Annotated in this window: 23 protein-coding genes; 14 read left to right on the plus strand and 9 right to left on the minus strand. The window is 60.1% G+C overall.

Translation table 11 applies throughout. The features are described from left to right. Nucleotides 1–177 precede the first annotated feature (177 nt). Together AC3ITY_RS03960 and AC3ITY_RS03965 are read right to left on the minus strand one after the other, a co-directional pair. Nucleotides 178–1,803, minus strand: a complete 1,626-nt coding sequence (locus tag AC3ITY_RS03960) for an ABC transporter substrate-binding protein (protein WP_489307727.1) — start codon at nt 1,801–1,803, stop codon at nt 178–180. Nucleotides 1,804–2,275: 472 nt separating this feature from the next. Continuing rightward, nucleotides 2,276–2,992, minus strand: coding sequence for an SIMPL domain-containing protein (locus AC3ITY_RS03965; RefSeq protein WP_489307728.1), 717 nt, complete (start codon nt 2,990–2,992; stop codon nt 2,276–2,278). A 314-nt stretch (nt 2,993–3,306) separates the two neighbouring features. On the opposite strand from AC3ITY_RS03965, the gene AC3ITY_RS03970 reads away from it, so the two are divergent. The 4 genes from AC3ITY_RS03970 (at nt 3,307) to AC3ITY_RS03985 (ending at nt 7,902) form a co-directional block, all read left to right on the plus strand. Beyond that, the gene (locus AC3ITY_RS03970) at nt 3,307–4,569 is read left to right on the plus strand and encodes an ATP-binding protein (protein ID WP_223454114.1); all 1,263 of its coding nucleotides are present in this window, start codon (nt 3,307–3,309) and stop codon (nt 4,567–4,569) included. After that, nucleotides 4,562–5,122 carry a response regulator transcription factor gene (locus AC3ITY_RS03975; protein WP_007973041.1) on the plus strand — a complete coding sequence of 187 codons (561 nt, stop codon included), beginning with the start codon at nt 4,562–4,564 and terminating at the stop codon, nt 5,120–5,122. Before AC3ITY_RS03970 ends, AC3ITY_RS03975 begins: the two co-directional genes overlap by 8 nt. Nucleotides 5,123–5,219: 97 nt before the next feature. Then, nucleotides 5,220–6,947 (plus strand): ABC transporter ATP-binding protein/permease, encoded by a 1,728-nt coding sequence (locus tag AC3ITY_RS03980; RefSeq protein WP_489307731.1) that lies wholly within the window; start codon nt 5,220–5,222, stop codon nt 6,945–6,947. A gap of 205 nt (nt 6,948–7,152) precedes the next feature. Next, nucleotides 7,153–7,902: a FadR/GntR family transcriptional regulator gene (locus tag AC3ITY_RS03985; RefSeq protein ID WP_489307733.1), complete on the plus strand. Its 750-nt coding sequence runs from the start codon at nt 7,153–7,155 to the stop codon at nt 7,900–7,902. A 16-nt stretch (nt 7,903–7,918) separates the two neighbouring features. On the opposite strand, the gene AC3ITY_RS03990 is transcribed toward AC3ITY_RS03985, so the two are convergent. After that, nucleotides 7,919–8,278 carry a hypothetical protein gene (locus AC3ITY_RS03990; protein WP_489307735.1) on the minus strand — a complete coding sequence of 120 codons (360 nt, stop codon included), beginning with the start codon at nt 8,276–8,278 and terminating at the stop codon, nt 7,919–7,921. A 418-nt stretch (nt 8,279–8,696) separates the two neighbouring features. Between AC3ITY_RS03990 and kdgD the strand changes: the two genes are divergently transcribed. The 5 genes from kdgD to AC3ITY_RS04015 all read left to right on the plus strand — a co-directional run bounded on the left by kdgD (nt 8,697) and on the right by AC3ITY_RS04015 (nt 15,361). Then, a complete protein-coding gene (kdgD, locus tag AC3ITY_RS03995) occupies nt 8,697–9,608 on the plus strand; it encodes a 5-dehydro-4-deoxyglucarate dehydratase (RefSeq protein WP_007981458.1) in 912 nt (303 codons plus the stop codon). Between the two features lie 61 nt (nt 9,609–9,669). After that, nucleotides 9,670–11,115, plus strand: coding sequence for an aldehyde dehydrogenase family protein (locus AC3ITY_RS04000; protein ID WP_489307737.1), 1,446 nt, complete (start codon nt 9,670–9,672; stop codon nt 11,113–11,115). A 166-nt stretch (nt 11,116–11,281) separates the two neighbouring features. Then, nucleotides 11,282–12,655, plus strand: coding sequence for an MFS transporter (locus AC3ITY_RS04005; protein WP_489307738.1), 1,374 nt, complete (start codon nt 11,282–11,284; stop codon nt 12,653–12,655). Nucleotides 12,656–12,666: 11 nt separating this feature from the next. Then, entirely contained in the window at nt 12,667–14,220 is a 1,554-nt protein-coding gene (gene garD / locus AC3ITY_RS04010; protein ID WP_489307740.1) for a galactarate dehydratase, read from the plus strand. A 199-nt stretch (nt 14,221–14,419) separates the two neighbouring features. Beyond that, a complete protein-coding gene (locus tag AC3ITY_RS04015; RefSeq protein WP_489307741.1) occupies nt 14,420–15,361 on the plus strand; it encodes an AEC family transporter in 942 nt (313 codons plus the stop codon). Between the two features lie 107 nt (nt 15,362–15,468). Here AC3ITY_RS04015 and AC3ITY_RS04020 read toward each other — a convergent pair whose 3' ends face one another. The 6 genes from AC3ITY_RS04020 to gatC form a co-directional block, all read right to left on the minus strand. Then, a complete protein-coding gene (locus AC3ITY_RS04020; RefSeq protein WP_007981449.1) occupies nt 15,469–15,849 on the minus strand; it encodes a carboxymuconolactone decarboxylase family protein in 381 nt (126 codons plus the stop codon). Then, entirely contained in the window at nt 15,846–16,907 is a 1,062-nt protein-coding gene (locus tag AC3ITY_RS04025) for a calcium/sodium antiporter (protein ID WP_489307743.1), read from the minus strand. Before AC3ITY_RS04025 ends, AC3ITY_RS04020 begins: the two co-directional genes overlap by 4 nt. Nucleotides 16,908–16,957: 50 nt before the next feature. After that, nucleotides 16,958–17,332 (minus strand): septal ring lytic transglycosylase RlpA family protein, encoded by a 375-nt coding sequence (locus tag AC3ITY_RS04030; protein ID WP_108218189.1) that lies wholly within the window; start codon nt 17,330–17,332, stop codon nt 16,958–16,960. A 238-nt stretch (nt 17,333–17,570) separates the two neighbouring features. After that, nucleotides 17,571–19,016: an Asp-tRNA(Asn)/Glu-tRNA(Gln) amidotransferase subunit GatB gene (gene gatB, locus AC3ITY_RS04035; protein WP_489307745.1), complete on the minus strand. Its 1,446-nt coding sequence runs from the start codon at nt 19,014–19,016 to the stop codon at nt 17,571–17,573. A gap of 10 nt (nt 19,017–19,026) precedes the next feature. Then, nucleotides 19,027–20,478 (minus strand): Asp-tRNA(Asn)/Glu-tRNA(Gln) amidotransferase subunit GatA, encoded by a 1,452-nt coding sequence (gene gatA / locus AC3ITY_RS04040; RefSeq protein ID WP_347910609.1) that lies wholly within the window; start codon nt 20,476–20,478, stop codon nt 19,027–19,029. A 17-nt stretch (nt 20,479–20,495) separates the two neighbouring features. After that, the gene (gene gatC / locus AC3ITY_RS04045) at nt 20,496–20,783 is read right to left on the minus strand and encodes an Asp-tRNA(Asn)/Glu-tRNA(Gln) amidotransferase subunit GatC (RefSeq protein WP_007901429.1); all 288 of its coding nucleotides are present in this window, start codon (nt 20,781–20,783) and stop codon (nt 20,496–20,498) included. A 211-nt stretch (nt 20,784–20,994) separates the two neighbouring features. On the opposite strand from gatC, the gene mreB reads away from it, so the two are divergent. From mreB to rng, 5 genes are all read left to right on the plus strand, one after another. Then, nucleotides 20,995–22,032 (plus strand): rod shape-determining protein MreB, encoded by a 1,038-nt coding sequence (mreB, locus tag AC3ITY_RS04050; protein WP_002555108.1) that lies wholly within the window; start codon nt 20,995–20,997, stop codon nt 22,030–22,032. A 143-nt stretch (nt 22,033–22,175) separates the two neighbouring features. Continuing rightward, nucleotides 22,176–23,312 (plus strand): rod shape-determining protein MreC, encoded by a 1,137-nt coding sequence (gene mreC / locus AC3ITY_RS04055; RefSeq protein ID WP_489310771.1) that lies wholly within the window; start codon nt 22,176–22,178, stop codon nt 23,310–23,312. After that, nucleotides 23,312–23,803 (plus strand): rod shape-determining protein MreD, encoded by a 492-nt coding sequence (mreD, locus tag AC3ITY_RS04060; protein ID WP_007970244.1) that lies wholly within the window; start codon nt 23,312–23,314, stop codon nt 23,801–23,803. The genes mreC and mreD overlap by 1 nt, the downstream gene beginning before the upstream one ends. Before the next feature lie 32 nt (nt 23,804–23,835). Further along, nucleotides 23,836–24,432 (plus strand): Maf family protein, encoded by a 597-nt coding sequence (locus AC3ITY_RS04065; RefSeq protein WP_489307748.1) that lies wholly within the window; start codon nt 23,836–23,838, stop codon nt 24,430–24,432. Between the two features lie 57 nt (nt 24,433–24,489). Further along, on the plus strand, nt 24,490–25,947 hold the full coding sequence (gene rng / locus AC3ITY_RS04070) for a ribonuclease G (RefSeq protein ID WP_007970246.1): 1,458 nt from the start codon (nt 24,490–24,492) through the stop codon (nt 25,945–25,947). The last annotated feature ends 13 nt before the right edge of the window (nt 25,948–25,960 follow it).

Genomic DNA, 25,960 nt, shown 5'->3' on the forward strand with positions numbered 1-25,960 from the left:
CCGACGGTATGAGCCACGGGTCCGGCAGTAAATGCGTAGAGTCCTAAAGACTCGTAGGAAATGGCAACGCGTCCTCGCCCGATGCTGTAGTCAGCTGCGGATTTGGATGTAGGCGAATTCCTGCTTTCTCGGTAGATAAAGCAACGGCGACGTCAGAAACGTCGCCGTTGCAAAACCTTATTTGCTGACGCTGACGCCGTAGAAGGAGTTCAAGCCAAATGGGCTGATCTTGAAGTCCTGCACGTTGGCGCGCATGGGTTGGAACACCGTCGAGTGAGCGATAGGTGTCATCGGCACAGCATCCTTGAGGACGTGTTGCGCCTGCTTGTACAGTTCGGTGCGTTTGCCTTGGTCCGAAGTGCGCTTGGCCTGCTTGACGATGTCGTCAAACTTCTTGTCGCACCATTTGGAGAAGTTGTTGCCTTCCAGCGAGTCGCAGCCGAACAGCACGTTCAGCCAGTTGTCCGGATCACCATTGTCACCGCTCCAGCCAATCAGCATCGCCTGGTTCTCGCCACCTTTGGAGCGCTTGATGTACTCGCCCCACTCGTAGCTCTGGATCTTGACCTTGAGGCCGATCTTGGACCAGTCGGACTGCAGCATTTCTGCCATCAGTTTGGCGTTCGGGTTGTATGGACGCTGTACCGGCATCGCCCACAGAACGATCTCGGTGCCCTCTTTCACGCCGGCTTCCTTGAGCAGCTCTTTGGCTTTCTCAGGGTTGTACGGCGCATCCTTGATGGTGGTGTCGTAGGACCACTGGGTCGGCGGCATGGCGTTGACGGCCAGTTGACCGGCGCCCTGGTACACGGAGTCGATGATCTGTTGCTTGTTGACCGCCATGTCCATTGCCTGACGCACCTTCAGGTCGGCCAACGGGTTCGCATCCGTTTGCCCCTTGACCTTTGGCATCACGTTGTAGGCGATGTAGCCCAGGTTGAAACCGGCCTGGTCAGGCAGTTTCAGGTCCTTGTCTTCCTTGAGCGCCTTCAGGTCGGCCGGACGAGGGAACAGGGTGACCTGGCACTCGTTCTTCTTCAGCTTCTGGATACGTACCGACGGGTCGGTGGTGATGGCGAAGATCAGGTTGTCGATCTTCACGTCGTCAGGCTTCCAGTAGTCCTTGTTCCCGGTGTAGCGGATGTTGGAGTCTTTCTGGTAGCTCTTGAACACGAACGGGCCGGTGCCGATCGGCTTCTGGTTGATGTCGGCGGTCTTGCCTTCCTTGAGCAGCTGGGCAGCGTACTCGGCGGACTGGATCGAGGCGAAGCTCATGGCCATGTTCTGGATGAACGCGGCATCAACGTCTTTGAGGGTGAACTTGACCGTGTGGTCGTCGACTCTATCGATCTTGGTGATGTTGGTATCCATCCCCATGTCGGTGAAGTACGGGAATTCGGTCGGGTACGCTTTGCGGAACGGGTCATCCTTGTTAATCATGCGATTAAAGGTGAACAGTACGTCGTCGGCGTTGAACTCACGAGTCGGCTTGAAATACGGGGTAGTGTGGAACTTGACGCCTTCACGCAGGTGGAAGGTGTAGCTCAGGCCGTCATCGGAGATGTCCCACTTGGTCGCCAGCCCAGGAATAACGGCGGTGCCGCCGCGCTCGAACTGGGTGAGGCGGTTGAACATGGTTTCTGCTGAGGCGTCGAAGTCGGTTCCGGTGGTGTATTGACCTGGATCGAAACCGGCCGGGCTCCCTTCGGAGCAGAACACCAGGTTAGTCGCTGCTTGGGCGAACGGTGCGCTGGCTAGCAAGCTTGCGCCAACTAAAAACGGAATGACCGCGTGTTTAAGCATGGTGGCCTCATGATTTGTTGTCATTTTTGGAATTAGAGGACGACCTCGTGAGTCGTGCCTGCGGATACTTATGCAGGGGCCATACCCAATGCAAGATCCAGAGTGACTACAAGCCTTAAACGGTGGTACGAACGTACCTTAATGTCGCATTTGTATAAATTCTGCCGCATTTAACCGTTTGCGCGGCATTTTTACGGTGCAAACGACGCACTTTCACGGTGCGTCCTGAGCGCTGGGTGCTCCCGATCAGGGCGGGGTGTTACTTATTTATACCCCGTTTTGTGCGGTGGGTATGGCGTGAATAAGAGTGGTTATTGTTGCACCGATAGTGGCCAATCAATCTCAGTTGCACCCGGTGCAACTACCGGCTTTTCCCGGTGGACTCTCCAGTTATAGCTCATGCCTGAAAACTACCCCAAAAAAAACGGCGATCATCTGAGTGATCGCCGTTTTTTGTTCAGGGGCTACCGAATCAAGGCATCAGCACTTCAATCGAACCATCGGCGGTCATGCTGACCTGGCTGGTGCCGGCTTCAACATCCGGCGTCACTGGTGCGGCGTCCATGGCGGCGGCTTTCATCATCATCGGCGCGCGCAGGTAAGGTTGTGGATAACCGTTGCTGTTGAGGTTCAGGTTGACGATTTTGTAGCTCTTGCCGCCCAGAGCATCAGTCGCAAGCTGGGCGCGGGCCTTGAAGGCGGTCACGGCGTCCTTGAGCAGGGCGTCTTCGCTGGCCTTGCGGGTCGGGGTGGCGATGGCGAAGTCCATGCCGCCCATTTTCAGGTCGGTGAGCAGTTCGCCGGTCAGCTTCGACAGCACCGCGAAGTCCGAGCTTTCCAGGCGCAATTCGGCACGCTCGCGCCAGCCGGTGATTTTCTGGCCCTTGGTGTCGTAGATCGGGTAGCTGTTGCGGCTGCCCTGACGCAGGGTGATGTCCTTGACTTGCTTGGCCCGGGCCAGCGCCTTGTTCAAGGTGGTGCTGACGTCGGCGGCGAGTTTGGCCGGGTCGGTGTTCTGTTCTTCGGTGTAAAGGGTCACGATCATCAGGTCGCGGGCCACTTCCTGACTGACTTCGGCACGCAGGGAAATCTGGTTGTAATGTAGCTCGTCGGCGGCCAGGGCCGGGAGGCTGGCGACGGTGCCAACGCTCAGGGCGAGGAGGGCGGCGCTGCGGCGGAATGTGTGCATGAAGGCTCCTTGAAAGGTGCGCAGGGGTATGGTCCGGGCCTGCGTGAAACCATCAGACTCTAGCTTTTATGCTCCGGTTCGCACAGTTACAACTTCTATACAGATGCATGGCTGCTGCTCGCTGTTTGTAGGAGCTGGCTTGCCAGCGATGGAGTCGCGGGCGCCGCGTTTATCCTGAATGCGCGCGTTATTGTTAACGTCCATCGCTGGCAAGCCAGCTCCTACATGTGGCCGTTTGCCGCACTTTTGCCTGTCAGCCCCCGCGCTTGGTTATACTCCCTGCGATCCGCCTGGAGCGCTCATCAGGAGAGCTCATGCTCGCCCCCGTTCAAATCACTTCCGCCACTCGCCAGAACCTCTGGCGGCTGACGTTCATCCGCACGTTGGTGCTGGCCGCCCAGGCCGGTTCCGTTGGCCTGGCCTACTGGCTCGAATTGCTGCCGCTGCCCTGGTTTCAACTGGCTGCGACCCTCGGTTGTTCAATGCTGCTGTGCGTGTTCACGGCCATTCGCCTGCGCACCTCGTGGCCGGTGACCGAGCTCGAATACGCCGTGCAACTGGCCTGCGACCTGTTTATCCACAGTGCGCTGCTGTATTTCTCCGGTGGCTCGACCAACCCCTTCGTCTCCTATTACCTGGTGCCGCTGACCATCGCTGCGGTGACGTTGCCATGGCGTTATTCGGTGATCCTGTCGGGTATCGCGCTGACGATGTACACGCTGTTGCTGGCGCAGTTCTACCCGCTGCAAACCTTCCCGATCGCTCGGGAAAACCTGCAGGTGTACGGGATGTGGTTGAGCTTTGCCCTTGCCGCCGCAGTGATCACCTTCTTCGCCGCACGCATGGCCGAAGAGCTGCGTCGCCAGGAAGAGTTGCGCGCCATTCGTCGCGAAGAAGGCCTGCGCGATCAGCAACTGCTGGCCGTCGCCACCCAAGCCGCCGGTGCGGCCCATGAGCTGGGCACGCCGCTGGCGACCATGAGTGTGCTACTCAAGGAAATGCGTCAGGATCATCATGATCCGATGTTGCAGGACGACCTGAGCGTGCTGCAGGATCAGGTCAAACTGTGCAAGCAAACCTTGCAGCAACTGGTGCGCGCCGCCGAGGCCAATCGCCGGTTGGCGGTGGAGATGCAGGACGTCACCGATTGGCTTGATGAAGCCCTCAATCGCTGGCACCTGATGCGCCCGGAAGCCAGTTATCGCTTCCAGCGCCTTGGCCAGGGCGCAGTACCGCGCATGGCGCCGCCGCCAGACCTGACCCAGGCTTTGCTGAATCTGTTGAACAACGCTGCCGATGCCTGCCCCGAAGGGCTGCAAGTGACGCTGGACTGGGATTGGGAAAACCTCACCATCAGCATTCGTGACCATGGCGCCGGTGTGCCGCTGGCCATCGCCGAGCAAATCGGCAAGCCGTTTTTTACCACCAAGGGCAAAGGCTTCGGCCTGGGCCTGTTTTTGAGCAAGGCCAGCGTGACACGCGCCGGCGGCTCAGTGAAACTCTACAGTCATGAGGAAGGTGGCACGCTCACCGAGCTGCGCCTGCCCCGTGTCGCCCGAGGAGACGAACATGAGTGAAGAGATCCAAGTCGAAGGCGAAGAACTGCCGCATTTGTTGCTGGTCGATGACGACGCCACATTCACCCGCGTCATGGCCCGCGCCATGGCCCGCCGCGGTTTTCGCGTCAGCACTGCCGGTTCCGCCGAGGAAGGCCTGGAGCTGGCCAAGGCCGATCTGCCGGATTACGCCGCCCTGGACCTGAAGATGGACGGCGATTCCGGCCTGGTGCTGCTGCCCAAATTGCTGGAAATGGACCCGGAAATGCGCGTGGTGATCCTCACCGGTTACTCGAGCATCGCCACCGCCGTCGAGGCGATCAAGCGTGGTGCCTGCAACTACCTGTGCAAGCCGGCGGACGCCGACGACGTGCTGGCGGCGCTGTTGTCCGAACACGCCGACCTCGACAGCCTGGTACCGGAAAACCCGATGTCCGTGGACCGCCTGCAGTGGGAGCACATCCAGCGCGTGCTGACCGAGCACGAAGGCAACATCTCCGCCACGGCCCGTGCCTTGGGCATGCACCGCCGCACCCTGCAGCGCAAACTGCAGAAGCGTCCCGTTCGTCGCTGAACCTGCGCTGAACGAATGCGGGCCGTATCTCGCGACAAACCGAACCGATCATCTATGATCGGTTCGTGTGCGTACTTTTCTTTATCGAGCCTTATCCATGAATCAGAACGCTGAGTATTCCGCGGTCAACGACGCCGTGCGCGGGCAGTTTTTTCGCAAAGTGTGGGCGATGATCACGCCTTACTGGCGCAGTGAAGAGAAGGTCAAGGCCTGGACGCTGCTGATCGCGGTGATTGCGCTGTCGCTGATCAGCGTGGGGATCTCGGTGTGGTTCAACACCTGGTACAAGGACTTCTACAACGCCCTGCAAAAGAAGGACGAGGCCGCGTTCTGGCAACTGATCCTGTACTTCTGCGCGATTGCGGCGGTGGCGATCGTCGGCGCGGTGTACCGGCTGTACCTGACGCAGATGCTGACGATCCGCTGGCGGGCATGGCTCACCGAAAAGCACTTTGCACGCTGGCTCGCCGACAAGAATTACTACCAGCTGGAGCAGGGCGGTTACACCGATAACCCGGACCAGCGGATTTCCGAAGACCTCAATAACTTCACCTCCAACACCCTTGAACTGGGTATCGGGCTGCTGCGCAATATCGTCAGCCTGGTGTCGTTCTCGATCATTCTGTGGGGCGTGTCGGGCAGCATTGAAGTATTCGGCATCACCATTCCCGGCTACATGTTCTGGTGCGTGCTGGTTTACGCGGTGGTCGGTAGCTGGTTGACGCATTTGATCGGTCGTCGCCTGATCGGCCTGAACAACCAGCAGCAACGCTTCGAAGCCGACCTGCGTTTCTCCATGGTACGAATTCGCGAGAATGCCGAAAGCATCGCGTTGTACAACGGCGAGCCGAACGAAAATCGTCGGTTGAGCAGCCGCTTCGGGATGGTCTGGCATAACTTCTGGGACATCATGAAAGTGTCCAAGCGCCTGACGTTCTTCACCGCCGGTTACAGTCAGGCCGCCATCATCTTCCCCTTCATGGTTGCCGCCCCACGTTACCTCTCCGGCAAGATCGAACTGGGCGAACTGATGCAAATCAGCTCGGCATTCGGCAACGTGCAGGAAAGCTTCAGCTGGTTTATCAGTGCGTACCAGAGCCTCGCTTCCTGGCGCGCCACCTGCGATCGTCTGCTGAGTTTCCATCAGGCCATGCGTGACAACGAAGAGCGTGCGCCGGCCATCGACGTACAGAATTCGGGCTCGATGCTGAAGGTGCACAACCTCGGCCTCGACCTGGCTGAAGGTCGTCACCTGCTGACCAACGCCGACATGACCGTGAAGGAGGGCGAGCGTGTGATGCTCAGCGGTCGCTCCGGCAGCGGCAAGTCGACCCTGCTGCGGGCGATGGGGCATCTGTGGCCGGCCGGTCACGGCAGCATTCGCCTGCCATCGGCGCGCTACCTGTTCCTGCCGCAAAAACCGTATTTGCCGATTGGCACCCTGCGCGATGTCCTGAGTTATCCACAGCCCGGCGATACCTATCCGAACGAGCGCTACGCGCAGGTGCTGGAAACCTGCCGCTTGCCACACCTGATTGCCCGTCTCGACGAAGCCAACCACTGGCAGCGCATGTTGTCGCCAGGTGAGCAGCAGCGCCTGGCCTTTGCCCGTGCGCTGCTTTATGCACCGCAATGGCTGTATATGGACGAAGCGACCTCGGCGATGGACGAAGAGGATGAAGCGTCGTTGTACCAGGCGCTGATCGATGAGTTGCCGGGGCTGAGCATTGTCAGCGTCGGCCATCGCAGCAGCCTGAAGCGCTTCCACCCGCGGCACATTCGTATCGAGAATGGCCATCTGGTGGACCAGGCTGTGACTGCATAAACATCCCGGTTCCTTGTAGGAGCGAGCTTGCTCGCGATGGACTTGAACGCGCCGTGCTTATTCAGAAAACACGCGTTATCGTTAGCCTCCATCGTCGGAGCGCCGCCCGGAGCAAGCTCGCTCCTACAAGGGTGAGGTGATCGTACAACCGCGTTGCGCTATGATGCGCTTTCAGCCGCCGAATTTTTCGAGACAGATGTTCACCATGGAAATCCCGAACGACGCACCACGCCTCCCACGCAAGCGCCGCAGCCTCGCTCAGGAACTGGTGACGGTGCTGTCCGAGCAGATCCGCGACGGCCATCTCAAGCGTGGCGATAAGTTGCCCACCGAGTCGGCCATCATGGATGCCCATGGCGTCAGCCGCACGGTGGTGCGCGAGGCGATTTCCCGTTTGCAGGCGGCAGGGCAAGTGGAGACCCGCCACGGTATCGGCACCTTCGTGCTCGACACGCCGAGCCCGAGCGGGTTCCGTATCGACCCGGCGACCGTGGTGACCTTGCGCGATGTACTGGCGATCCTCGAACTGCGTATCAGCCTGGAAGTGGAGTCTGCCGGGCTGGCGGCGCAACGTCGCAGTCCGGAACAGTTGGCCAACATGCGCGCCGCCCTTGATGCGTTGAATGAAAGTGCCGCTCACGCCAGTGACGCCGTGGCTTCGGATTTCGCCTTCCACCTCGAAATCGCGCTGTCCACAGGCAACCGCTACTTCACCGACATCATGACCCACCTGGGCACCAGCATCATTCCACGCACACGGCTGAATTCCGCGCGCCTGGCCCATGACGACCAGCAGCACTACATGAGTCGCCTGAGCCGTGAGCATGAGGAAATCTACGACGCCATTGCCCGCCAGGATTCCGATGCGGCCCGTGCCGCCATGCGTTTGCACCTGACCAACAGCCGTGAGCGGTTGCGTCATGCCCATGAAGAGGCTGAGGCGCAGCGGGTCTGAGACCAGCTGGTGCGAACTACGGTTCTATGCGCAAGGAAAGAGGAGATGAACTGGCCACCAAATTGGATTCCCCACTGGTTTGGTAGCGCAGCGTCACTGTTTTTTTCAGATATTTCTCCAAGGCTGTCTTGGGCACGTCCAGCCTGAGGTCCTGTTTTCTTTCCACGTCTTCAGTTTCATCATTCCATTCTCCGGCCTGGACCTTGGCGCCGCACCAGTCGGGAGTTTCTTCGTTCTCCCCCAATGCAGCCCAGATGTCGTCCAGCGGGGAAATCGTAGCCGAATTCGGGATGAGGACTTTTAATGAGTCCTTCAGTTTCGATAGCTCTACAACGTTACTGGTGAATCCTTCAAGCGTGGGGGCTGAAAGTGTCATGATGAGTCTCCCTGGGTTTGAGGTATCTGGCTGAAGCCGGGTCTCGCAGGACCCTTATCCCTCTCGGTCACCTCATTCGAAACTGTTAGAAATATCAGTTGCGACGAGCGGTTCGGTGGCGATTTCCCTCTGTCCAACTACGGCTTACGACAACGTATGACTTGGATTGACGGATCGTTTTCGGCTCGATGCCATAAAGACTGCTGAAAATTTTTCTTTCGAATCGTCCTCGAATACCCTTTGAATCCCTTGTGCTCTGGGCTTTCTTTGCCGCCGTGGATCTTTCTTTTTTACACAAAAACCGCACTGGCGATGAAATGCAGTTGACGGTTGTATTTTAAGTTGTACGATGACCTACAACCTCAGCGCGAGCTGAACGGTTTTCTCACACAACGTCGCTATCCAGGGTGTTCGAATAATGAATCCACAAGAACTGAAGTCCATCCTCTCTGCCGGTCTGCTGTCTTTCCCGGTCACCGATTTCAATGCTCAGGGCGACTTCAATCGCGCGGGTTACATCAAGCGTCTGGAATGGCTGGCCCCATACGGAGCCTCGGCGCTGTTTGCCGCGGGTGGCACCGGTGAGTTCTTCTCTCTGGCGGCCAGCGAGTATTCGGAAATCATCAAGACTGCCGTCGACACCTGTGCCACCAGCGTGCCAATCCTGGCCGGTGTGGGCGGTTCGACCCGCCAGGCCATCGAATACGCACAGGAAGCCGAGCGTCTGGGCGCCAAAGGCCTGCTGCTGCTGCCGCACTACCTGACCGAAGCCAGCCAGGACGGCGTTGCCGCCCACGTTGAAGCCGTGTGCAAATCGGTCAACATCGGCGTGGTGGTCTACAACCGTAACGTCTGCCGCCTGACCGCGCCGCTGCTGGAACGTCTGGCCGAGCGCTGCCCGAACCTGATCGGCTACAAGGATGGCCTGGGTGATATCGAGTTGATGGTGTCGATCCGTCGCCGCCTCGGTGATCGCTTCAGCTACCTGGGTGGCTTGCCGACCGCCGAAGTCTACGCCGCGGCCTACAAGGCGTTGGGCGTGCCGGTCTACTCCTCGGCGGTGTTCAACTTCATCCCGAAAACCGCGATGGATTTCTACCACGCCATCGCTCGTGAAGATCACGCCACCGTCGGCAAGATCATCGACGACTTCTTCCTGCCGTACCTGGACATCCGTAACCGCAAGGCCGGTTATGCCGTGAGCATCGTCAAGGCCGGGGCAAAAATTGCCGGTTACGACGCAGGTCCTGTGCGTGCACCGCTGACCGATCTGACCGGCGAAGAGTACGAAATGCTCGCCGCGCTGATCGACAAGCAGGGCGCGCAGTAACACATCCGATTAAGTAAGGCCGCTGAGCAATCAGCGGCCTTTTGCGTGAGGAGACCTTCAAGTGGCTGATTCAAAGCGTTTTGATAACTACATCAACGGCGAATGGGTTGCCGGTGGCGACTATTCGACCAACATCAACCCGTCCGAACTGAGCGATGCCATCGGCGACTACGCCAAGGCTGATCTGGCCCAGGTCCGCGCCGCCATCGATGCCGCCCGTGCTGCGTTCCCGGCCTGGTCGGTGTCGGGCATTCAGGCTCGTCACGATTCCCTGGACAAAGTCGGTACTGAGATCCTCGCCCGTCGCGAAGAGCTCGGCACCCTGCTGGCCCGGGAAGAGGGCAAGACCCTGCCTGAAGCCATCGGCGAAGTGACCCGCGCCGGTAATATCTTCAAGTTCTTCGCCGGCGAATGCCTGCGCCTGTCTGGCGACTACCTGCCGTCGGTGCGTCCGGGCGTCAACGTTGAAGTCACTCGCGAAGCCTTGGGCGTGGTCGGTCTGATCACCCCGTGGAACTTCCCGATTGCCATTCCTGCGTGGAAAGTCGCCCCGGCCCTGGCCTACGGCAACTGCGTCGTGCTGAAACCCGCGGACCTGGTTCCGGGTTGCGCCTGGGCCCTGGCTGAAATCATCTCCCGCGCAGGCTTCCCGGCCGGTGTGTTCAACCTGGTGATGGGCAGCGGTCGTGTGGTGGGCGATGCACTGGTCCACAGCCCGAAAGTCGACGGCATCAGCTTCACAGGTTCCGTGGGCGTCGGTCGTCAGATCGCCGTCAGCTGTGTATCGCGCCAGGCCAAGGTCCAGCTGGAAATGGGCGGCAAGAACCCGCAGATCATTCTCGACGACGCCGACCTCAAGCAAGCGGTCGAATTGTCGGTACAGAGCGCGTTCTACTCCACCGGCCAGCGTTGCACCGCTTCCAGCCGCTTTATCGTCACCGCTGGCATCCACGACCAGTTCGTCGAAGCCATGGCCGAGCGCATGAAGTCGATCAAGGTCGGCCATGCGCTGAAAGCCGGCACCGACATTGGTCCGGTGGTTTCCCAGGCTCAGCTTGAACAGGACATGAAGTACATCGACATCGGCCAGTCCGAAGGTGCGCGTCTGGTCAGCGGCGGTGGTCTGGTGACGTGCGACACCGAGGGCTACTTCCTCGCGCCAACCCTGTTTGCCGACAGCGAAGCTTCGATGCGCATCAGCCAGGAAGAGATCTTCGGCCCGGTGGCCAACATCGTTCGCGTCGCCGATTACGAAGCCGCGCTGGCCATGGCCAACGACACCGAGTTCGGGCTGTCGGCGGGCATTGCCACCACCTCGCTGAAGTACGCCAACCATTTCAAACGCCACTCCCAGGCCGGGATGGTGATGGTCAACCTGCCGACCGCCGGTGTGGATTACCACGTTCCGTTCGGTGGGCGGAAAGGTTCATCCTATGGATCACGTGAGCAAGGTCGCTATGCGCAAGAGTTCTACACGGTCGTGAAGACCAGTTACATCGGCTCGTAACGCAACACCCCTGTAGGAGCGAGCTTGCTCGCGATGGTCTTGAGGTCGCGGCGGTAAACCTGATGCCCCGCGTCATCGTTGACCACCATCGCGAGCAGAGCTCGCTCCTACAGGGGACACAAAAGATTCACCCGCGCATAAAAATAATCAGTGGGAGTACATCTACATGCAATCGACCAAGCCGACTCACGTCCGCTATTTGATCCTGCTCATGCTGTTTCTGGTGACCACGATCAACTACGCCGACCGCGCTACCATCGCAATCGCCGGCTCCAGCCTGCAGAAAGACCTGGGCATTGATGCCGTTACCCTCGGCTACATCTTCTCCGCATTCGGTTGGGCTTACGTGGCCGGGCAAATCCCCGGTGGCTGGCTGCTGGACCGTTTCGGTTCGAAAAAAATCTACGCACTGAGCATCTTCACCTGGTCGCTGTTCACCGTGCTGCAGGGTTATGTCGGCGAGTTCGGCATGTCCACCGCAGTGGTTGCGCTGTTCATGCTGCGCTTTTTGGTGGGCCTGGCCGAAGCGCCATCCTTCCCCGGCAACGCGCGCATCGTGGCGGCCTGGTTCCCGACCGCTGAACGCGGCACTGCCTCGGCGATCTTCAACTCGGCGCAGTACTTCGCCACCGTGCTGTTCGCACCGCTGATGGGCTGGATCGTCTTCACCTTCGGCTGGCAGCACGTGTTCATTGTCATGGGCGTGATCGGCATTGTGTTCTCGCTGATCTGGCTGAAAGTTATCCACAGCCCGCGCCAACACCCGATGATCAACGATGCCGAGTTCAAGCACATCGCCGACAATGGTGGCATGGTCGACATGGATCAGGACAAGGCCAAAGGTTCGGCCAAACGCAGCGAAGGTCCGAAATGGGACTACGTGCGCCAGTTGCTGACCAACCGCATGATGCTGGGCGTGTACCTGAGCCAGTACTGCATCAACGCCATCACTTATTTCTTCCTGACCTGGTTCCCGGTGTACCTGGTGCAGGAACGCGGCATGACCATTCTCAAGGCCGGTTTTATCGCCTCCTTGCCGGCGATCTGCGGCTTCATCGGTGGTGTGCTCGGCGGGGTGATTTCCGATTACCTGCTGCGCAAAGGCCATTCCCTGACATTCGCCCGCAAAGCGCCGATCATTGCCGGCCTGCTGGTTTCCAGCAGCATTGTGGCTTGCAACTATGTGGACATCGAATGGATGGTCGTGGGCTTCATGGCTCTGGCGTTCTTCGGCAAAGGCGTGGGCGCGCTGGGCTGGGCCGTGGTCTCCGACACCTCGCCGAAGCAGATCGCCGGTCTGAGTGGCGGCCTGTTCAACATGTTCGGCAACATCGCCTCGATCACTACCCCGATCGTCATCGGCTACATCATCAGCTCCACCGGTTCGTTCAAGTGGGCGCTGGTGTTCGTCGGTTGCAACGCTTTGGTCGCGGTGTTCAGCTATCTGGTCATCGTGGGCCCGATCAAACGCGTGGTGCTCAAAGAGCCACCAGCGAACGGTACTGAAGCCCCTGGCAAATTGTCTCAAGCGCATTCCTGAGGAGCGGCGTCATGCAGTTGATTGAACATTCCGACTCGCCGCGCTACATCCGCCTGCACGAGCGGGATAACGTAGTGATCGTGGTCAATGATCAGGGTGTACCGGCCGGCACCGAGTTTGCGGACGGCCTGGTTACCGTGGATTTCGTGCCGCAGAGCCACAAGGTCACCCTGGAAGACATTCCCGAAGGTGGCGAGGTGATTCGTTACGGCCAGGTCATTGGCTATGCCTTGCAGCCGATTCCCCGCGGCAGTTGGGTCAAGGAAGATCAACTGCGCATGCCGACCGCGCCACCGCTGGACAGCCTGCCGCTGTCCACCGACGTGCCGGCCGCGCAGGCACCGCTGGAAGGCTTCACCTTCGAGGGTTATCGCAACGCCGACGGCACCGTCGGCACGCGCAACATTCTGGGCATCACTACCACGGTGCAGTGCGTGACCGGGGTGCTGGATCATGCGGTAAAACGCATCAAGGATGAGTTGCTGCCCAAGTACCCGCACGTCGATGACGTGGTGGCGCTGACCCACAGCTACGGCTGTGGCGTGGCGATCACCGCCACCGACGCGTACATCCCGATCCGCACCGTGCGCAACTTGGCGCGCAACCCCAATCTGGGTGGCGAAGCCTTGGTGATCAGCCTGGGCTGCGAGAAGTTGCAGGCCGGGCAAGTCATGCACGACAACGACAGTTCGGTGGATCTCAGCGAGCCTTGGTTGTACCGCTTGCAGGACTCCAGCCACGGCTTCACCGAGATGATCGAGCAGATCCTGGCGCTGGCCGAGACGCGCTTGAAGAAGCTCGATCAACGTCGTCGGGAAACCGTGCCGGCGTCCGAGCTGATCCTCGGCATGCAATGCGGCGGCAGTGATGCGTTCTCCGGCATCACCGCCAACCCGGCGCTCGGTTATGCCTCGGACCTGCTGCTGCGGGCCGGTGCGACGGTGATGTTTTCTGAAGTCACCGAAGTGCGCGATGCCATTTACCTGCTGACCTCCCGCGCGGAAAATCAGGACGTCGCCCAGGAACTGGTGCGGGAAATGGACTGGTACGACCGCTACCTGGCCAAGGGCGAGGCGGATCGCAGTGCCAACACCACGCCTGGCAACAAGAAGGGCGGGTTGTCGAACATTGTCGAGAAGTCCCTGGGCTCGATCGTCAAGTCCGGCAGCAGCGCGATCAACGGCGTGCTTGGCCCTGGCGAGCGTTTCAAGAAAAAAGGCCTGATCTTCTGTGCGACCCCGGCCAGCGATTTTGTCTGCGGGACCTTGCAGTTGGCGGCAGGGATGAACCTGCACGTGTTCACCACCGGTCGCGGCACGCCTTACGGGTTGGCCATGGCGCCGGTGGTGAAGGTGTCCACCCGGACCGAACTGGCGCAACGCTGGCCGGACCTGATCGACATCGACGCCGGGCGCATTGCCACCGGCCGTGCATCGATCGAGGAGCTGGGCTGGGAGTTGTTCCACTACTACCTGGACGTGGCCAGCGGCAAGAAACAGACCTGGGCCGAGCAGCACAAGCTGCATAACGACATCACTCTGTTCAACCCGGCGCCGATCACTTAAGACTGTGGCGAGGGAGCTTGCTCCCGCTGGACTGCGTAGCAGTCCCATCTTTTGGGGCCGCTTCGCGACCCAGCGGGAGCAAGCTCCCTCGCCACATGTGTTTCATTGCCCGTTCAAGAGGGCGATCTAGCAGGCGCCGATGTGTCCAGTGGCTTATCATTAGCTAACTAACGACACCCACCCCAAGGTTACCCCCGGCATGCTGGCAATTTTCCTCGAAACCCTGAACATCACCGCGCCGGTGTTTGCCATGCTGTTTCTGGGTGTGCTGCTCAAGCGCATCGACTGGATCAACGACAACTTCATCCACACCGCGTCGGCCCTGGTGTTCAACGTCACCATGCCGGCGTTGCTGTTTCTGGGCATCTTGCATGCCGACCTGCACGCGGCGTTGCAGCCGGCGCTGCTGATCTATTTCTCCCTCGCGACCCTGGTGTGTTTTGCCATCGCCTGGGGATGGGCGATCTGGAAGTGCCCGCGGGAAGATCGGGGGATCTACACCCAGGGTGCCTTTCGCGGTAACAACGGGGTCATCGGCCTGGCGCTGGCGGCAAGCATGTACGGTGATTACGGGATTTCCCTCGGGGCGATCCTCGCGGCGCTGGTGATCCTGTTCTACAACACCCTCTCGACCATCGTGCTGGCGGTGTACAGCCCGGTGATCAAGTCCGATCCGTGGAGCATCTGCAAAAGCGTGTTCAGCAACCCGCTGATCATCAGCGTGATTGCGGCCGCCCCGTTCGCCTATTTCCAGATCGGCTTGCCCGGCTGGCTGGAGACCTCCGGCCGGTACCTGGCGCAAACCACCTTGCCGCTGGCGCTGATCTGCATCGGCGGCACGCTGTCCCTGGCGGCACTGCGAAAAAGCGGCAACATGGCGCTGAGTTCAAGCCTGGTGAAGATGATCGGCTTGCCGGTACTGGCGACACTGGGGGCGTGGTTGTGGGGCTTTCGTGGGGCGGAGTTGGGGATTCTGTTCCTGTACTTCGGCAGCCCGACCGCCGCTGCCAGTTTCGTCATGGCCCGGGCGGCAGACGGCAATCACGAGTTGGCGGCGGCGATTATCGTGATCACCACGCTGATGGCGGCGGTCACCACCAATATCGGGATCTTCTTTTTGCAGTGGGGTGGGTGGATCTAGCCTGACTCAGGCAGTGTTCTTTAGAACCATTCGCGAGCAGGCTCGCTCCCACATTTGGAATGCATTCCCCTGTGGGAGCGAGCCCGCTCGCGAAAGCGTCAGATCAGTCACTCTGGCTTCTGGTAACTGTCGATCACTTCCTGCGCCGCCCTGAACGCATCGATCGCCGCCGGCACGCCGGCATACACCGCGCAATGTAGCAGCGCCTCGCGAATCTCATCCACAGTGCAGCCGTTGTTCAGCGCACCGCGCACGTGACCTTTCAACTCCTGCGGGCACTTCAGTGCAGTCAGGGCGGCAAGAGTGATCAGGCTGCGGGTCTTCAGCGGCAGGCCTTCGCGATTCCACACACCGCCCCAGGCGTGTTCATTGACGAAATCCTGCAGCGGCTGGGTGAATTCGGTGGCATTGCCCAGTGCGCGGTCGACGAAGGCGTCGCCCATCACTTGGCGGCGGACTTCAACGCCGGTTTTTTTATTCTCGGTCATGGGACTTCCTTCTTATGGTGTTGGCGATGCCAGGCGCGTAGCGACGTGAACAGCAAAAACGCCACCAATGCCGGCAGGACGAAAAACAGCATCAAGTGTTCCAGCTTGCCGGCCAGTGGCATGCCGGTGGTGAACGACACCACGTGCAGCCCATACGCCAGGTACAAACCCAGAAACAGCAGGCCTTCGGCGCGAGTCACCCGGTAACCGGAATAGAATACCGGCAGGCACAGCGCCGCGACGCCTAGCATCACCGGCAGGTCGAAATCCAGGGCGTTGGGTGACACCGACAGCGGCGACGGCGCCACCAGCGCGGTAAAGCCGAGTACGCCCAGGAGGTTAAACAGGTTGCTGCCAATCACGTTGCCCACGGCAATCTCGCGCTCACCGCGCATTGCCGCGATCAACGAAGTGGCCAGCTCAGGCAGTGATGTGCTGACGGCGACGATGGTCAGGCCGATGATCCGCTCCGACAACCCAAGATCGGTGGCGACCGCAACCGCCGCACCCAGCAGCAAGTGCCCGGCGTACACCAGCATCGCCAGCCCGGCGATGATCATCAGCACGCTGCTCAGCCATGACGCTTGCACGTTGTGTTCATGGCTCGATACCGGGCGTGCCGAGTGTCGCGACTGGCGCAGCAACAACCCCAGGTAAATCGCCAGTGCCGTCAGCAACATCACGCCGTCGGCACGGGTCAGTTCTTCATTCCAGGCGAGTACGAACACCAATAGGCTGGCGCCGATCATCAACGGAATATCCAGGCGCACCAATTGCCGGGAAACCCGCAAAGGAATGATCAGCGCAGACAACCCGAGGGTGACGAGGATGTTGAAAATGCTGCTGCCGATCACGCTGCCGACGGCGATGTCGGCATTGTGCGCCAGGGTCGCTTGCAGGCTGATCGCCATCTGCGGTGCGCTGCTGCCGAGGGCGACGATGGTCAGGCCGATGATCAGTGGTCGTACGTGCAACCGCGCGGCGATGCGTACGGCGGCGCGCACCATCAATTCGGCGCCGACAATCAGCAGGAGCAACCCGCTGAGCAATTCGATCACGCTGATCAGGGGTAAATCGGCTAATCCGAAAATGGTCGGGGCTCCATCGGTCAGTCGTCGAGGGCTTGTACGCGAACCCGTGCGGTGCCGCTTTTGAGCATGCCCAGGCGTGCGGCAGCTTCATGAGACAGGTCGATCAGGCGGCCACGGGTGTGGGGCCCGCGATCATTGATGCGTACCACGCAGGATTTGTCGTTATTCAGATTGGTGACCTTCACCCGTGTACCAAAGGGTAGCTGGCGATGGGCGGCGGTCATGGAGTTCTTGTCGAAACGCTCGCCGTTGGCGGTGCGTTTGCCTTGGTGTTTGGCACCGTAATACGAAGCCACGCCGGTTTTGTCGTAGCCGTGCGGGTCGACGGTGTCGGTGCTGGCGCAACCGGCAAGGAGGGAGAGGAGGGCGCAGGCGCCGAACAGACGTTTCATTCAGGGTTTCCCGAAAAAATGTGGGATAGAGCCAATGTGGCGAGGGGGCTTGCCCCCGTTGGACTGCGCAGCAGTCCCAAAATTTCGAAACACGATTTGTCAGATGCAAATCGAATCCGGAAATTGGGGCCGCTTCGCGACCCAACGGGGCGATGCGGCGTTCCGACAAGCCCCCTCGCCACAAAAGCCCGCTCCCACAGGAGAATGGAGCCAGATTTTAGAGCTGGCTCCATTCTCATCAGCCTTCGAGCTTGCTTTTGAGCAGTTCGTTGACCTGTTGCGGGTTGGCCTTGCCTTTGGAGGCTTTCATGGCCTGACCGACGAAGAAGCCGAACATCTTGCCGCGCTTGGCTTCGTCTGCCGCGCGGTATTGTTCGACCTGCTCGGCGTTGGCCGCGAGCATTTCGTCCAGCACCGCCGAGATGGCGCCGGTATCGGTCACTTGCTTGAGGCCGCGCTTGTCGATGATTTCGTCCGCGCTGCCTTCGCCGTTGGCCATCGCTTCAAACACCACCTTGGCGATCTTGCCGGAGATGGTGTTGTCCTTGATGCGCAGCAGCATGCCGCCCAGAAGCTCGGCGGAAACCGGCGACTCTTCAATGTCCAGGCCTTGCTTGTTGAGCAGGCTGCCCAACTCGACCATCACCCAGTTCGCCGCCAGTTTGGCGTCGCCGCCGACGCTCGCGACTTTCTCGAAGTAATCGGCTTGTTCGCGACTGGTGGCCAGGACGCTGGCGTCGTAGACCGACAGACCGAATTGTTCCTGGAAGCGCTCGCGCTTCTGCGGCGGCAACTCCGGCAGGGTGGCGCGCACGTCGTCGAGGAACGAGTTCTCGATGACCACCGGCAGCAGGTCCGGATCGGGGAAGTAACGGTAGTCGTTGGCTTCCTCTTTGCTGCGCATCGGACGGGTTTCGTCCTTGTTCGGATCGTACAGGCGCGTTTGCTGGATCACCTTGCCACCGTCTTCGATCAGTTCGATCTGACGCTGGATTTCGCTGTTGATCGCCTTCTCGATGAAGCGGAACGAGTTGACGTTCTTGATCTCGCAGCGGGTGCCGAACTCGACCTGGCCTTTCGGACGGATCGACACGTTGCAGTCGCAACGCAGCGAGCCTTCGGCCATGTTGCCGTCGCAAATCCCCAGGTAACGCACCAGCGCGTGGACCGCCTTGACGTAAGCCACGGCTTCCTTGGCGCTGCGCATGTCCGGTTCGGAAACGATTTCCAGCAGCGGTGTGCCGGCACGGTTCAGGTCGATGCCGCTGGCGCCGCTGAATTCTTCGTGCAGGCTCTTGCCGGCGTCTTCTTCCAAGTGCGCGCGGGTGATGCCGACACGTTTGACCGTGCCGTCTTCGAGGGCGATGTCCAGGTGACCCTTGCCGACGATCGGCAATTCCATCTGGCTGATCTGATAGCCCTTGGGCAGGTCCGGGTAGAAATAGTTTTTACGGGCGAACACGTTGTGCTGGCCGATCTCGGCATCAATCGCCAGACCGAACATCACCGCCATGCGCACTGCTTCCTGGTTCAGCACCGGCAGCACGCCAGGCATGCCCAGATCGATCAGGCTGGCCTGGGTGTTCGGCTCGGAACCGAACGTGGTGGAACTACCGGAAAAGATTTTCGACCGGGTGGTGAGCTGGGTGTGAATCTCCAGCCCGATCACGACTTCCCATTGCATGTGTGTCTCCTCAGAAGCCGGTTGGGGTGCGGGTGTGCCAGTCAGTGTTGAGCTGATACTGGTGGGCAACGTTCAACAGGCGACCTTCCTGGAAATACGGAGCGAGCAACTGCACGCCGACCGGCAGACCGTCGACAAAACCTGCTGGCATGGACAAGCCCGGCAGACCCGCGAGGTTGGCGGTGATGGTGTAGACGTCTTCCAGGTACGCAGCGACCGGGTCGCTGTTCTTGGCGCCAAGCTTCCAGGCCGGGTTCGGCGTGGTTGGGCCGAGGATGATGTCGACCTCATTGAAGGCTGCCATGAAGTCGTTCTTGATCAAGCGACGAATCTTCTGCGCCTTCAGGTAATAGGCATCGTAGTAACCGGCCGACAGCGCGTAGGCACCAACCATGATCCGGCGCTGTACTTCCGGGCCGAAGCCTTCGCCACGGGAGCGCTTGTACAGGTCTTCGAGGTTTTTCGGATCTTCGCAGCGATAGCCGAAGCGCACGCCGTCGAAACGCGACAGGTTGGACGAGGCTTCCGCCGGGGCGATCACGTAGTACGCAGGAATCGCGTGCTGCATGTTCGGCAGACTGATTTCCTTGATCACGGCGCCGAGCTTTTCCAGCTCCTTGACGCTGTTGTGGATCAGCTCGGCGATGCGCGGGTCGAGACCGGCGCTGAAGTATTCCTTCGGCACGCCGATGCGCAGGCCTTGCAGCGAACCGTTGAGGCTGGCGCTGTAGTCCGGCACGGGCTCATCGATGCTGGTGGAGTCGTTCGGATCGAAGCCTGCCATACCTTGCAACAAAATCGCGCAGTCTTCGGCGGTGCGTGCCATCGGGCCGCCCTGGTCGAGGCTGGACGCGTAGGCAATCATGCCCCAGCGCGAAACACGACCGTAGGTCGGTTTCAGGCCGGTGAGGTTGGTCAGGGCCGCAGGCTGACGAATGGAACCGCCAGTGTCGGTACCGGTTGCCGCCGGCAACAGACGAGCGGCAACCGCCGCAGCCGAACCGCCGGACGAACCGCCCGGCACATGTTCCAGGTTCCACGGGTTTTTCACCGCGCCGTAGTAGCTCGACTCGTTGGCCGAACCCATGGCGAATTCGTCCATGTTGGTCTTGCCCAGGGTCACGGCCCCGGCTGCGGCCAGCTTGGCGACGACGGTGGCGTCGTACGGTGCTTTAAAGTTGTCGAGCATCTTCGAGCCGCAGCTGGTGCGAATGCCCTGGGTGCAGAACAGGTCTTTGTGGGCGATCGGCGCGCCGAGCAGGGCGCCGCTCTCACCATTGGCCCGGCGGGCGTCAGCGGCTTTCGCCTGCGTCAGCGCCAGGTCTTCGGTGAGGCTGATGAAACTGTTGAGCTGCGGATCGAGCAGGGCGATGCGCGCCAGCAGGACCTTGGTCAGCTCTTCGGAGGAAAACTTTTTATCGGCGAGTCCGCGGGCGATCTCGGCCAGAGTCAATTGATGCATTGCAGGCTCTTTCCCTATTAGTCGATGACTTTCGGAACCAGGTACAGGCCGTTTTCGACCGCTGGTGCGATGGACTGGTAGGCCTCGCGGTGATTGGTCTCGGTCACGACGTCTGCGCGCAGGCGCTGGCTGGCTTCCAGTGGGTGGGCCAGCGGTTCGATACCGTCGGTATTGACCGCCTGCATTTCGTCGACCAGCCCGAGAATGCTGTTGAGGGCCGAAGTGATGTGTGGAAGATCGGCATCATTGAGGCCAAGGCAGGCCAGATGAGCGATTTTTTCCACGTCGGAGCGTTCAAGCGCCATTGGGATTCTCCAGTGGAAAACAAAACGGACGGCGTCCGTGTGTTAGATTGTCGGAACACTACCGCACTTCTACGGTCATAAGGCCGCGATTGTGGGGCTTGGTGCACAGAAAAGCGGCCAATTTAACATATTGGCGCCTTGCCCAAAATCCCTGTCGTTGTTAGAGTTTGCCGCACTTTTTTACCCACGCGTTGCCTAGGGTCCCTTTCCCATGTTCAAGAAACTGCGTGGCATGTTTTCCAGCGATCTTTCCATTGACCTGGGCACTGCCAACACCCTTATTTACGTGCGCGAGCGCGGTATCGTCCTGAATGAGCCCTCCGTTGTGGCCATTCGGACACACGGTAACCAGAAAAGTGTCGTTGCTGTCGGCACCGAAGCCAAGCGCATGCTCGGCCGTACACCAGGCAACATTGCTGCCATTCGTCCGATGAAGGATGGCGTGATCGCTGACTTCAGCGTGTGCGAAAAAATGCTGCAGTACTTTATCAACAAAGTTCACGAAAACAGCTTCCTGCAGCCTAGCCCTCGCGTGTTGATCTGCGTTCCATGCAAATCCACCCAGGTTGAGCGTCGTGCGATCCGTGAATCGGCCCTTGGCGCCGGTGCTCGTGAAGTGTTCCTGATCGAAGAGCCAATGGCCGCTGCGATCGGTGCCGGCCTGCCGGTTGAAGAAGCTCGCGGTTCGATGGTCGTGGATATCGGTGGCGGTACCACCGAAATCGCGCTGATCTCCCTGAACGGTGTGGTTTACGCCGAATCCGTACGTGTGGGCGGCGACCGCTTCGACGAAGCGATCATCACCTACGTGCGTCGTAACTACGGCAGCCTGATCGGTGAATCCACCGCCGAGCGCATCAAGCAGGAAATCGGTACCGCCTACCCGGGCGGCGAAGTTCGCGAAGTCGACGTTCGTGGCCGTAACCTGGCCGAAGGCGTTCCACGGGCATTCACCCTGAACTCCAACGAAGTGCTGGAAGCTCTGCAAGAGTCCCTGGCAACCATCGTTCAGGCCGTGAAAAGCGCCCTGGAGCAATCGCCTCCGGAACTGGCTTCCGATATCGCCGAGCGCGGTCTGGTACTGACCGGTGGTGGCGCCTTGCTGCGTGACCTGGACAAATTGCTGGCCCAGGAGACTGGTCTGCCGGTGATCGTTGCCGAAGACCCGTTGACCTGCGTTGCTCGCGGCGGTGGCCGTGCATTGGAAATGATGGATAAACACACCATGGACCTGCTTTCCAGCGAATAAGTCGCCGGATTGCCTCTATGCTGTTGAGCGCGCAGGCGGCACTTTGCAGTGCTGCCTGTTCGCGTTTATCTTCTGTCAGTCTGCATCCAGGCCGGATTGCTGCCGTATGAATAAACAGAACATTTGCCTGGGAGGAGCGGCTTATTAAACCGCTTTTCACCAAGGGCCCTTCACTGGGCGTGCGCCTGTTGGTGCTGGTTGTGCTATCGGCCGCGCTGATGGTGGTCGATGCCCGCTTCAGTCTGCTCAAGCCTGCACGCAGCCAGATGTCGCTGGTGCTGATGGACGCCTACTGGATCACCGACCTGCCCGGACGACTGTGGGAAGGCGTTGCCAGTCAGTTTGGCAGCCGGACCGAACTCGTCGCCGAAAACGAAAAACTCAAGACCGAGAACCTGCTGTTGCAGGGGCGCATGCAGAAGCTTGCCGCCCTGACCGAGCAGAACGTTCGGCTGCGCGAGTTGCTGAACTCCTCGGCCCTGGTCAACGAGAAGGTCGAAGTGGCCGAGTTGATCGGCATGGACCCCAACCCCTTCACCCATCGCATCATCATCAACAAAGGCGAGCGCGACGGCGTGGTCCTCGGTCAGCCGGTACTCGATGCCCGTGGCCTGATGGGCCAGGTGGTCGAGTTGATGCCCTACACCTCCCGCGTCTTGCTGCTGACCGATACCACCCACAGCATTCCTGTGCAGGTTAACCGTAACGGTCTGCGGGCGATTGCCAGCGGCACCGGCAACCCGGAGCGTCTCGAGTTGCGGCATGTGGCCGATACCGCCGACATCAAGGAAGGCGATTTGCTGGTCAGCTCCGGCCTCGGTCAGCGTTTCCCGGCCGGTTATCCGGTGGCGACGGTCAAGGAAGTGATTCACGATTCCGGCCAGCCGTTTGCCATTGTCCGCGCCATTCCGACCGCCGCCTTGAACCGTAGCCGTTACCTGCTGCTGGTGTTCAGCGACAACCGGACTGCCGAAGAGCGCGCCAACGACGCGGCCCAGGCCCAGGAAAGCCTGGACGCGCAGGGCGGTGGGCCGATCATTCCGGCGACGGTTCCGAAGCTGGTAAGCCCCGTGGTCCCCGCCGCACCAGCCGCAGCACCAGCGGCTCCTGCCACGGTGGCACCTGCGGCCACGGCGCCAGCCAAGCCAACCACTACGCCAGCCAAGCCTGCGGCCACGCATCCTGTGGCGGCTAAACCGCCAGCGACGCAACCCGCTGCCGCGAAGCCTGCCGCCAAACCGCCAGTCTCCGCGCCGGCCACTCCAGTGGGGAGAGAATAATGGGCGGTGTAAAAGCATCCCGAAATGGCTGGATAGTCTGGCTGACGTTTGCCGTCGGTCTGCTGCTGAGCGTTTCGCCTCTGCCGCAATTCATGGAAATCCTGCGCCCGCTGTGGCTGGCCTTGTTGCTGGCATTCTGGGCGTTGAACCTGCCGCAGACCGTCGGGATGGTGACGGCGTTTTGTCTGGGGCTGGCTGAAGACGTACTCTACGGCACCCTCCTGGGGCAGAACGCCTTGATCCTGACCCTCATCACCTATCTGGTGCTGGCGCTGCAGCAACGCCTGCGGATGTTCCCGATGTGGCAGCAGAGCCTGGTGATCCTGGTGATCTTCGGCCTCGCGCAGCTGGTACAACTTTGGCTCAGTGCCTTGACCGGCAATCGTCAGCCAACGCTGGCGCTGGTGCTGCCGGCGCTGGTCAGTGCATTGCTCTGGCCCTGGATCAGTTTCGGTTTGCGCGGATTGCGTCGACGCTACAAAATCAATTAATTCGCTCAGGCATTAGACAGGGAGAGGTCTTGATGAAACGGTTGTACCTCGCCTCTGGCTCGCCGCGTCGGCGTGAATTGCTCACGCAGATCGGCGTTGCGTTCTCCGCCGTCAGTGCGGATATCGATGAAACCCCTGTATTCCAAGAATCCCCATCGGCCTATGTCGAGCGTCTGGCGCGCGGCAAGGCCGAGGCCGGGCGCGGCGGCGTCGTGTGTGACAAACCGTTCTGCGTACTCGGTGCCGATACCGCCGTGGTACTCGATGGAAAAATACTCGGCAAACCGGTTGATCAAGCGGATGCGTGCGCCATGCTGATGATGTTGTCAGGGTGTGAGCATGAGGTCCTGACCGCGATTGCCGTGCTCGATGGCGAACGTTGCGAGTCCCGGGTTGTCACCAGTCGGGTGCGATTTCGTGATATCAGTTTCGATGAAGCCGCGGCCTACTGGGCCAGCGGCGAACCACGGGACAAGGCGGGCGGTTATGGCATTCAAGGACTGGGTGCGGTGTTTGTCGCCGGGCTCAATGGAAGTTATTCAGCGGTGGTCGGACTACCGCTTTGCGAAACCGCGCAACTGCTCGGCCATTTCGGCATACCCTGTTGGCAACCCCGGAACGCGCTTTAAGCGTCTTCCTGAACAGATGCGGCCATTATCGTGAACATGCCTGAACGAGACCCTGCCATGAGTGAAGAGATCCTGATCAACATCACGCCGATGGAGTCGCGCGTGGCGGTGGTCGAAAACGGTGTCCTGCAAGAGGTCCATGTCGAGCGCACACAAAAGCGCGGGATCGTCGGCAACATCTATAAAGGCAAAGTCGTGCGGGTATTGCCGGGGATGCAGGCGGCATTCGTCGACATAGGCCTGGATCGCGCCGCATTCATTCATGCGTCGGAAATTTCCCTGCGCGAAGGCCCGGCGGTCGAGAGCATCAGTGCACTGGTGCACGAAGGCCAGAGCCTGGTGGTGCAAGTGACCAAGGACCCGATCGGTTCCAAAGGCGCACGCCTGACCACCCAGCTGTCGATCCCTTCGCGTTATCTGGTGTATATGCCACGCACGGCCCATGTCGGTATTTCCCTGAAGATCGAAGACGAGGCCGAGCGCGAGCGCCTCAAGCAAGTGGTCACCGATTGTGTGGCCAAGGAAGGGATCAAGGAAGCCGGCGGTTTCATATTGCGTACGGCAGCCGAAGGCGCCGGCGCCGATGAAATCCTCATGGACATCCGCTACCTGCGCCGGCTCTGGGATCAGATCAGCGCCCAGATCAAAACCATCAGTGCGCCCAGCGTGATCTACGAAGATCTCGGTCTGGCGCTGCGCACCCTGCGTGACCTGGTGAGCCCGAAAATCGAGAAGATCCGCATCGACTCCCGGGAAACCTTCCAGAAAACCACGCAATTCGTTGCCGAGTTGATGCCCGAGATTGCCGACCGTCTGGAGCATTACCCGGGCGAGCGGCCGATTTTCGATCTGTATGGCGTCGAAGACGAAATCCAGAAGGCTCTCGAGCGCAAGGTCCCGCTCAAGTCCGGCGGTTATCTGGTGGTCGACCCGGCGGAAGCCATGAGCACCATCGACGTCAACACCGGGGCGTTCGTCGGCCATCGCAACCTCGAAGAAACCATCTTCAAGACCAACCTCGAAGCCGCAACGGCCATCGCCCGTCAATTGCGCCTGCGTAATCTGGGCGGAATCATCATCATCGATTTCATCGACATGGAAGATGAGGAGCACCAACGCCAGGTGTTGCGCACGCTCGAAAAGCAATTGGAGCGCGATCACGCCAAGACCAACATCATCGGTATCACCGAACTGGGTCTGGTGCAGATGACCCGCAAGCGCACCCGCGAAAGTCTTGAGCAAGTGTTGTGCGAGCCGTGCAATGCCTGTCAGGGACGCGGCAAGCTCAAGACCCCGGAAACCGTTTGCTACGAAATCTTCCGTGAAATCCTGCGGGAGGCTCGCGCCTATCAGGCGGAAGGCTATCGTGTATTGGCAAACCAGAAAGTGGTGGACCGCCTGCTCGACGAAGAGTCGGGCAATGTCGCCGAGCTGGAAGGGTTTATCGGGCGCACCATCCGCTTTCAGGTCGAAACCATGTATTCCCAGGAACAATACGACGTGGTACTGCTCTGAAGCGTATCGTTTT

It is taken from the genome of Pseudomonas sp. GL_091, assembly GCF_057837725.1.

Coding starts and splice junctions, on each gene's coding strand:
- AC3ITY_RS04065 (WP_489307748.1), top strand. CDS start 23,836: ATGAAACGGTTGTACCTCGCCTCTGGCTCGCCGCGTCGGCGTGAATTG.
- garD (WP_489307740.1), top strand. CDS start 12,667: ATGCAGTTGATTGAACATTCCGACTCGCCGCGCTACATCCGCCTGCAC.
- AC3ITY_RS03960 (WP_489307727.1), bottom strand. CDS start 1,803: ATGCTTAAACACGCGGTCATTCCGTTTTTAGTTGGCGCAAGCTTGCTA.
- AC3ITY_RS03970 (WP_223454114.1), top strand. CDS start 3,307: ATGCTCGCCCCCGTTCAAATCACTTCCGCCACTCGCCAGAACCTCTGG.
- gatA (WP_347910609.1), bottom strand. CDS start 20,478: ATGCATCAATTGACTCTGGCCGAGATCGCCCGCGGACTCGCCGATAAA.
- AC3ITY_RS03990 (WP_489307735.1), bottom strand. CDS start 8,278: ATGACACTTTCAGCCCCCACGCTTGAAGGATTCACCAGTAACGTTGTA.
- AC3ITY_RS04015 (WP_489307741.1), top strand. CDS start 14,420: ATGCTGGCAATTTTCCTCGAAACCCTGAACATCACCGCGCCGGTGTTT.
- mreD (WP_007970244.1), top strand. CDS start 23,312: ATGGGCGGTGTAAAAGCATCCCGAAATGGCTGGATAGTCTGGCTGACG.
- AC3ITY_RS04020 (WP_007981449.1), bottom strand. CDS start 15,849: ATGACCGAGAATAAAAAAACCGGCGTTGAAGTCCGCCGCCAAGTGATG.
- gatB (WP_489307745.1), bottom strand. CDS start 19,016: ATGCAATGGGAAGTCGTGATCGGGCTGGAGATTCACACCCAGCTCACC.
- rng (WP_007970246.1), top strand. CDS start 24,490: ATGAGTGAAGAGATCCTGATCAACATCACGCCGATGGAGTCGCGCGTG.
- kdgD (WP_007981458.1), top strand. CDS start 8,697: ATGAATCCACAAGAACTGAAGTCCATCCTCTCTGCCGGTCTGCTGTCT.
- AC3ITY_RS04005 (WP_489307738.1), top strand. CDS start 11,282: ATGCAATCGACCAAGCCGACTCACGTCCGCTATTTGATCCTGCTCATG.
- mreB (WP_002555108.1), top strand. CDS start 20,995: ATGTTCAAGAAACTGCGTGGCATGTTTTCCAGCGATCTTTCCATTGAC.
- AC3ITY_RS03980 (WP_489307731.1), top strand. CDS start 5,220: ATGAATCAGAACGCTGAGTATTCCGCGGTCAACGACGCCGTGCGCGGG.
- AC3ITY_RS03975 (WP_007973041.1), top strand. CDS start 4,562: ATGAGTGAAGAGATCCAAGTCGAAGGCGAAGAACTGCCGCATTTGTTG.
- AC3ITY_RS04030 (WP_108218189.1), bottom strand. CDS start 17,332: ATGAAACGTCTGTTCGGCGCCTGCGCCCTCCTCTCCCTCCTTGCCGGT.
- AC3ITY_RS03985 (WP_489307733.1), top strand. CDS start 7,153: ATGGAAATCCCGAACGACGCACCACGCCTCCCACGCAAGCGCCGCAGC.
- AC3ITY_RS03965 (WP_489307728.1), bottom strand. CDS start 2,992: ATGCACACATTCCGCCGCAGCGCCGCCCTCCTCGCCCTGAGCGTTGGC.
- gatC (WP_007901429.1), bottom strand. CDS start 20,783: ATGGCGCTTGAACGCTCCGACGTGGAAAAAATCGCTCATCTGGCCTGC.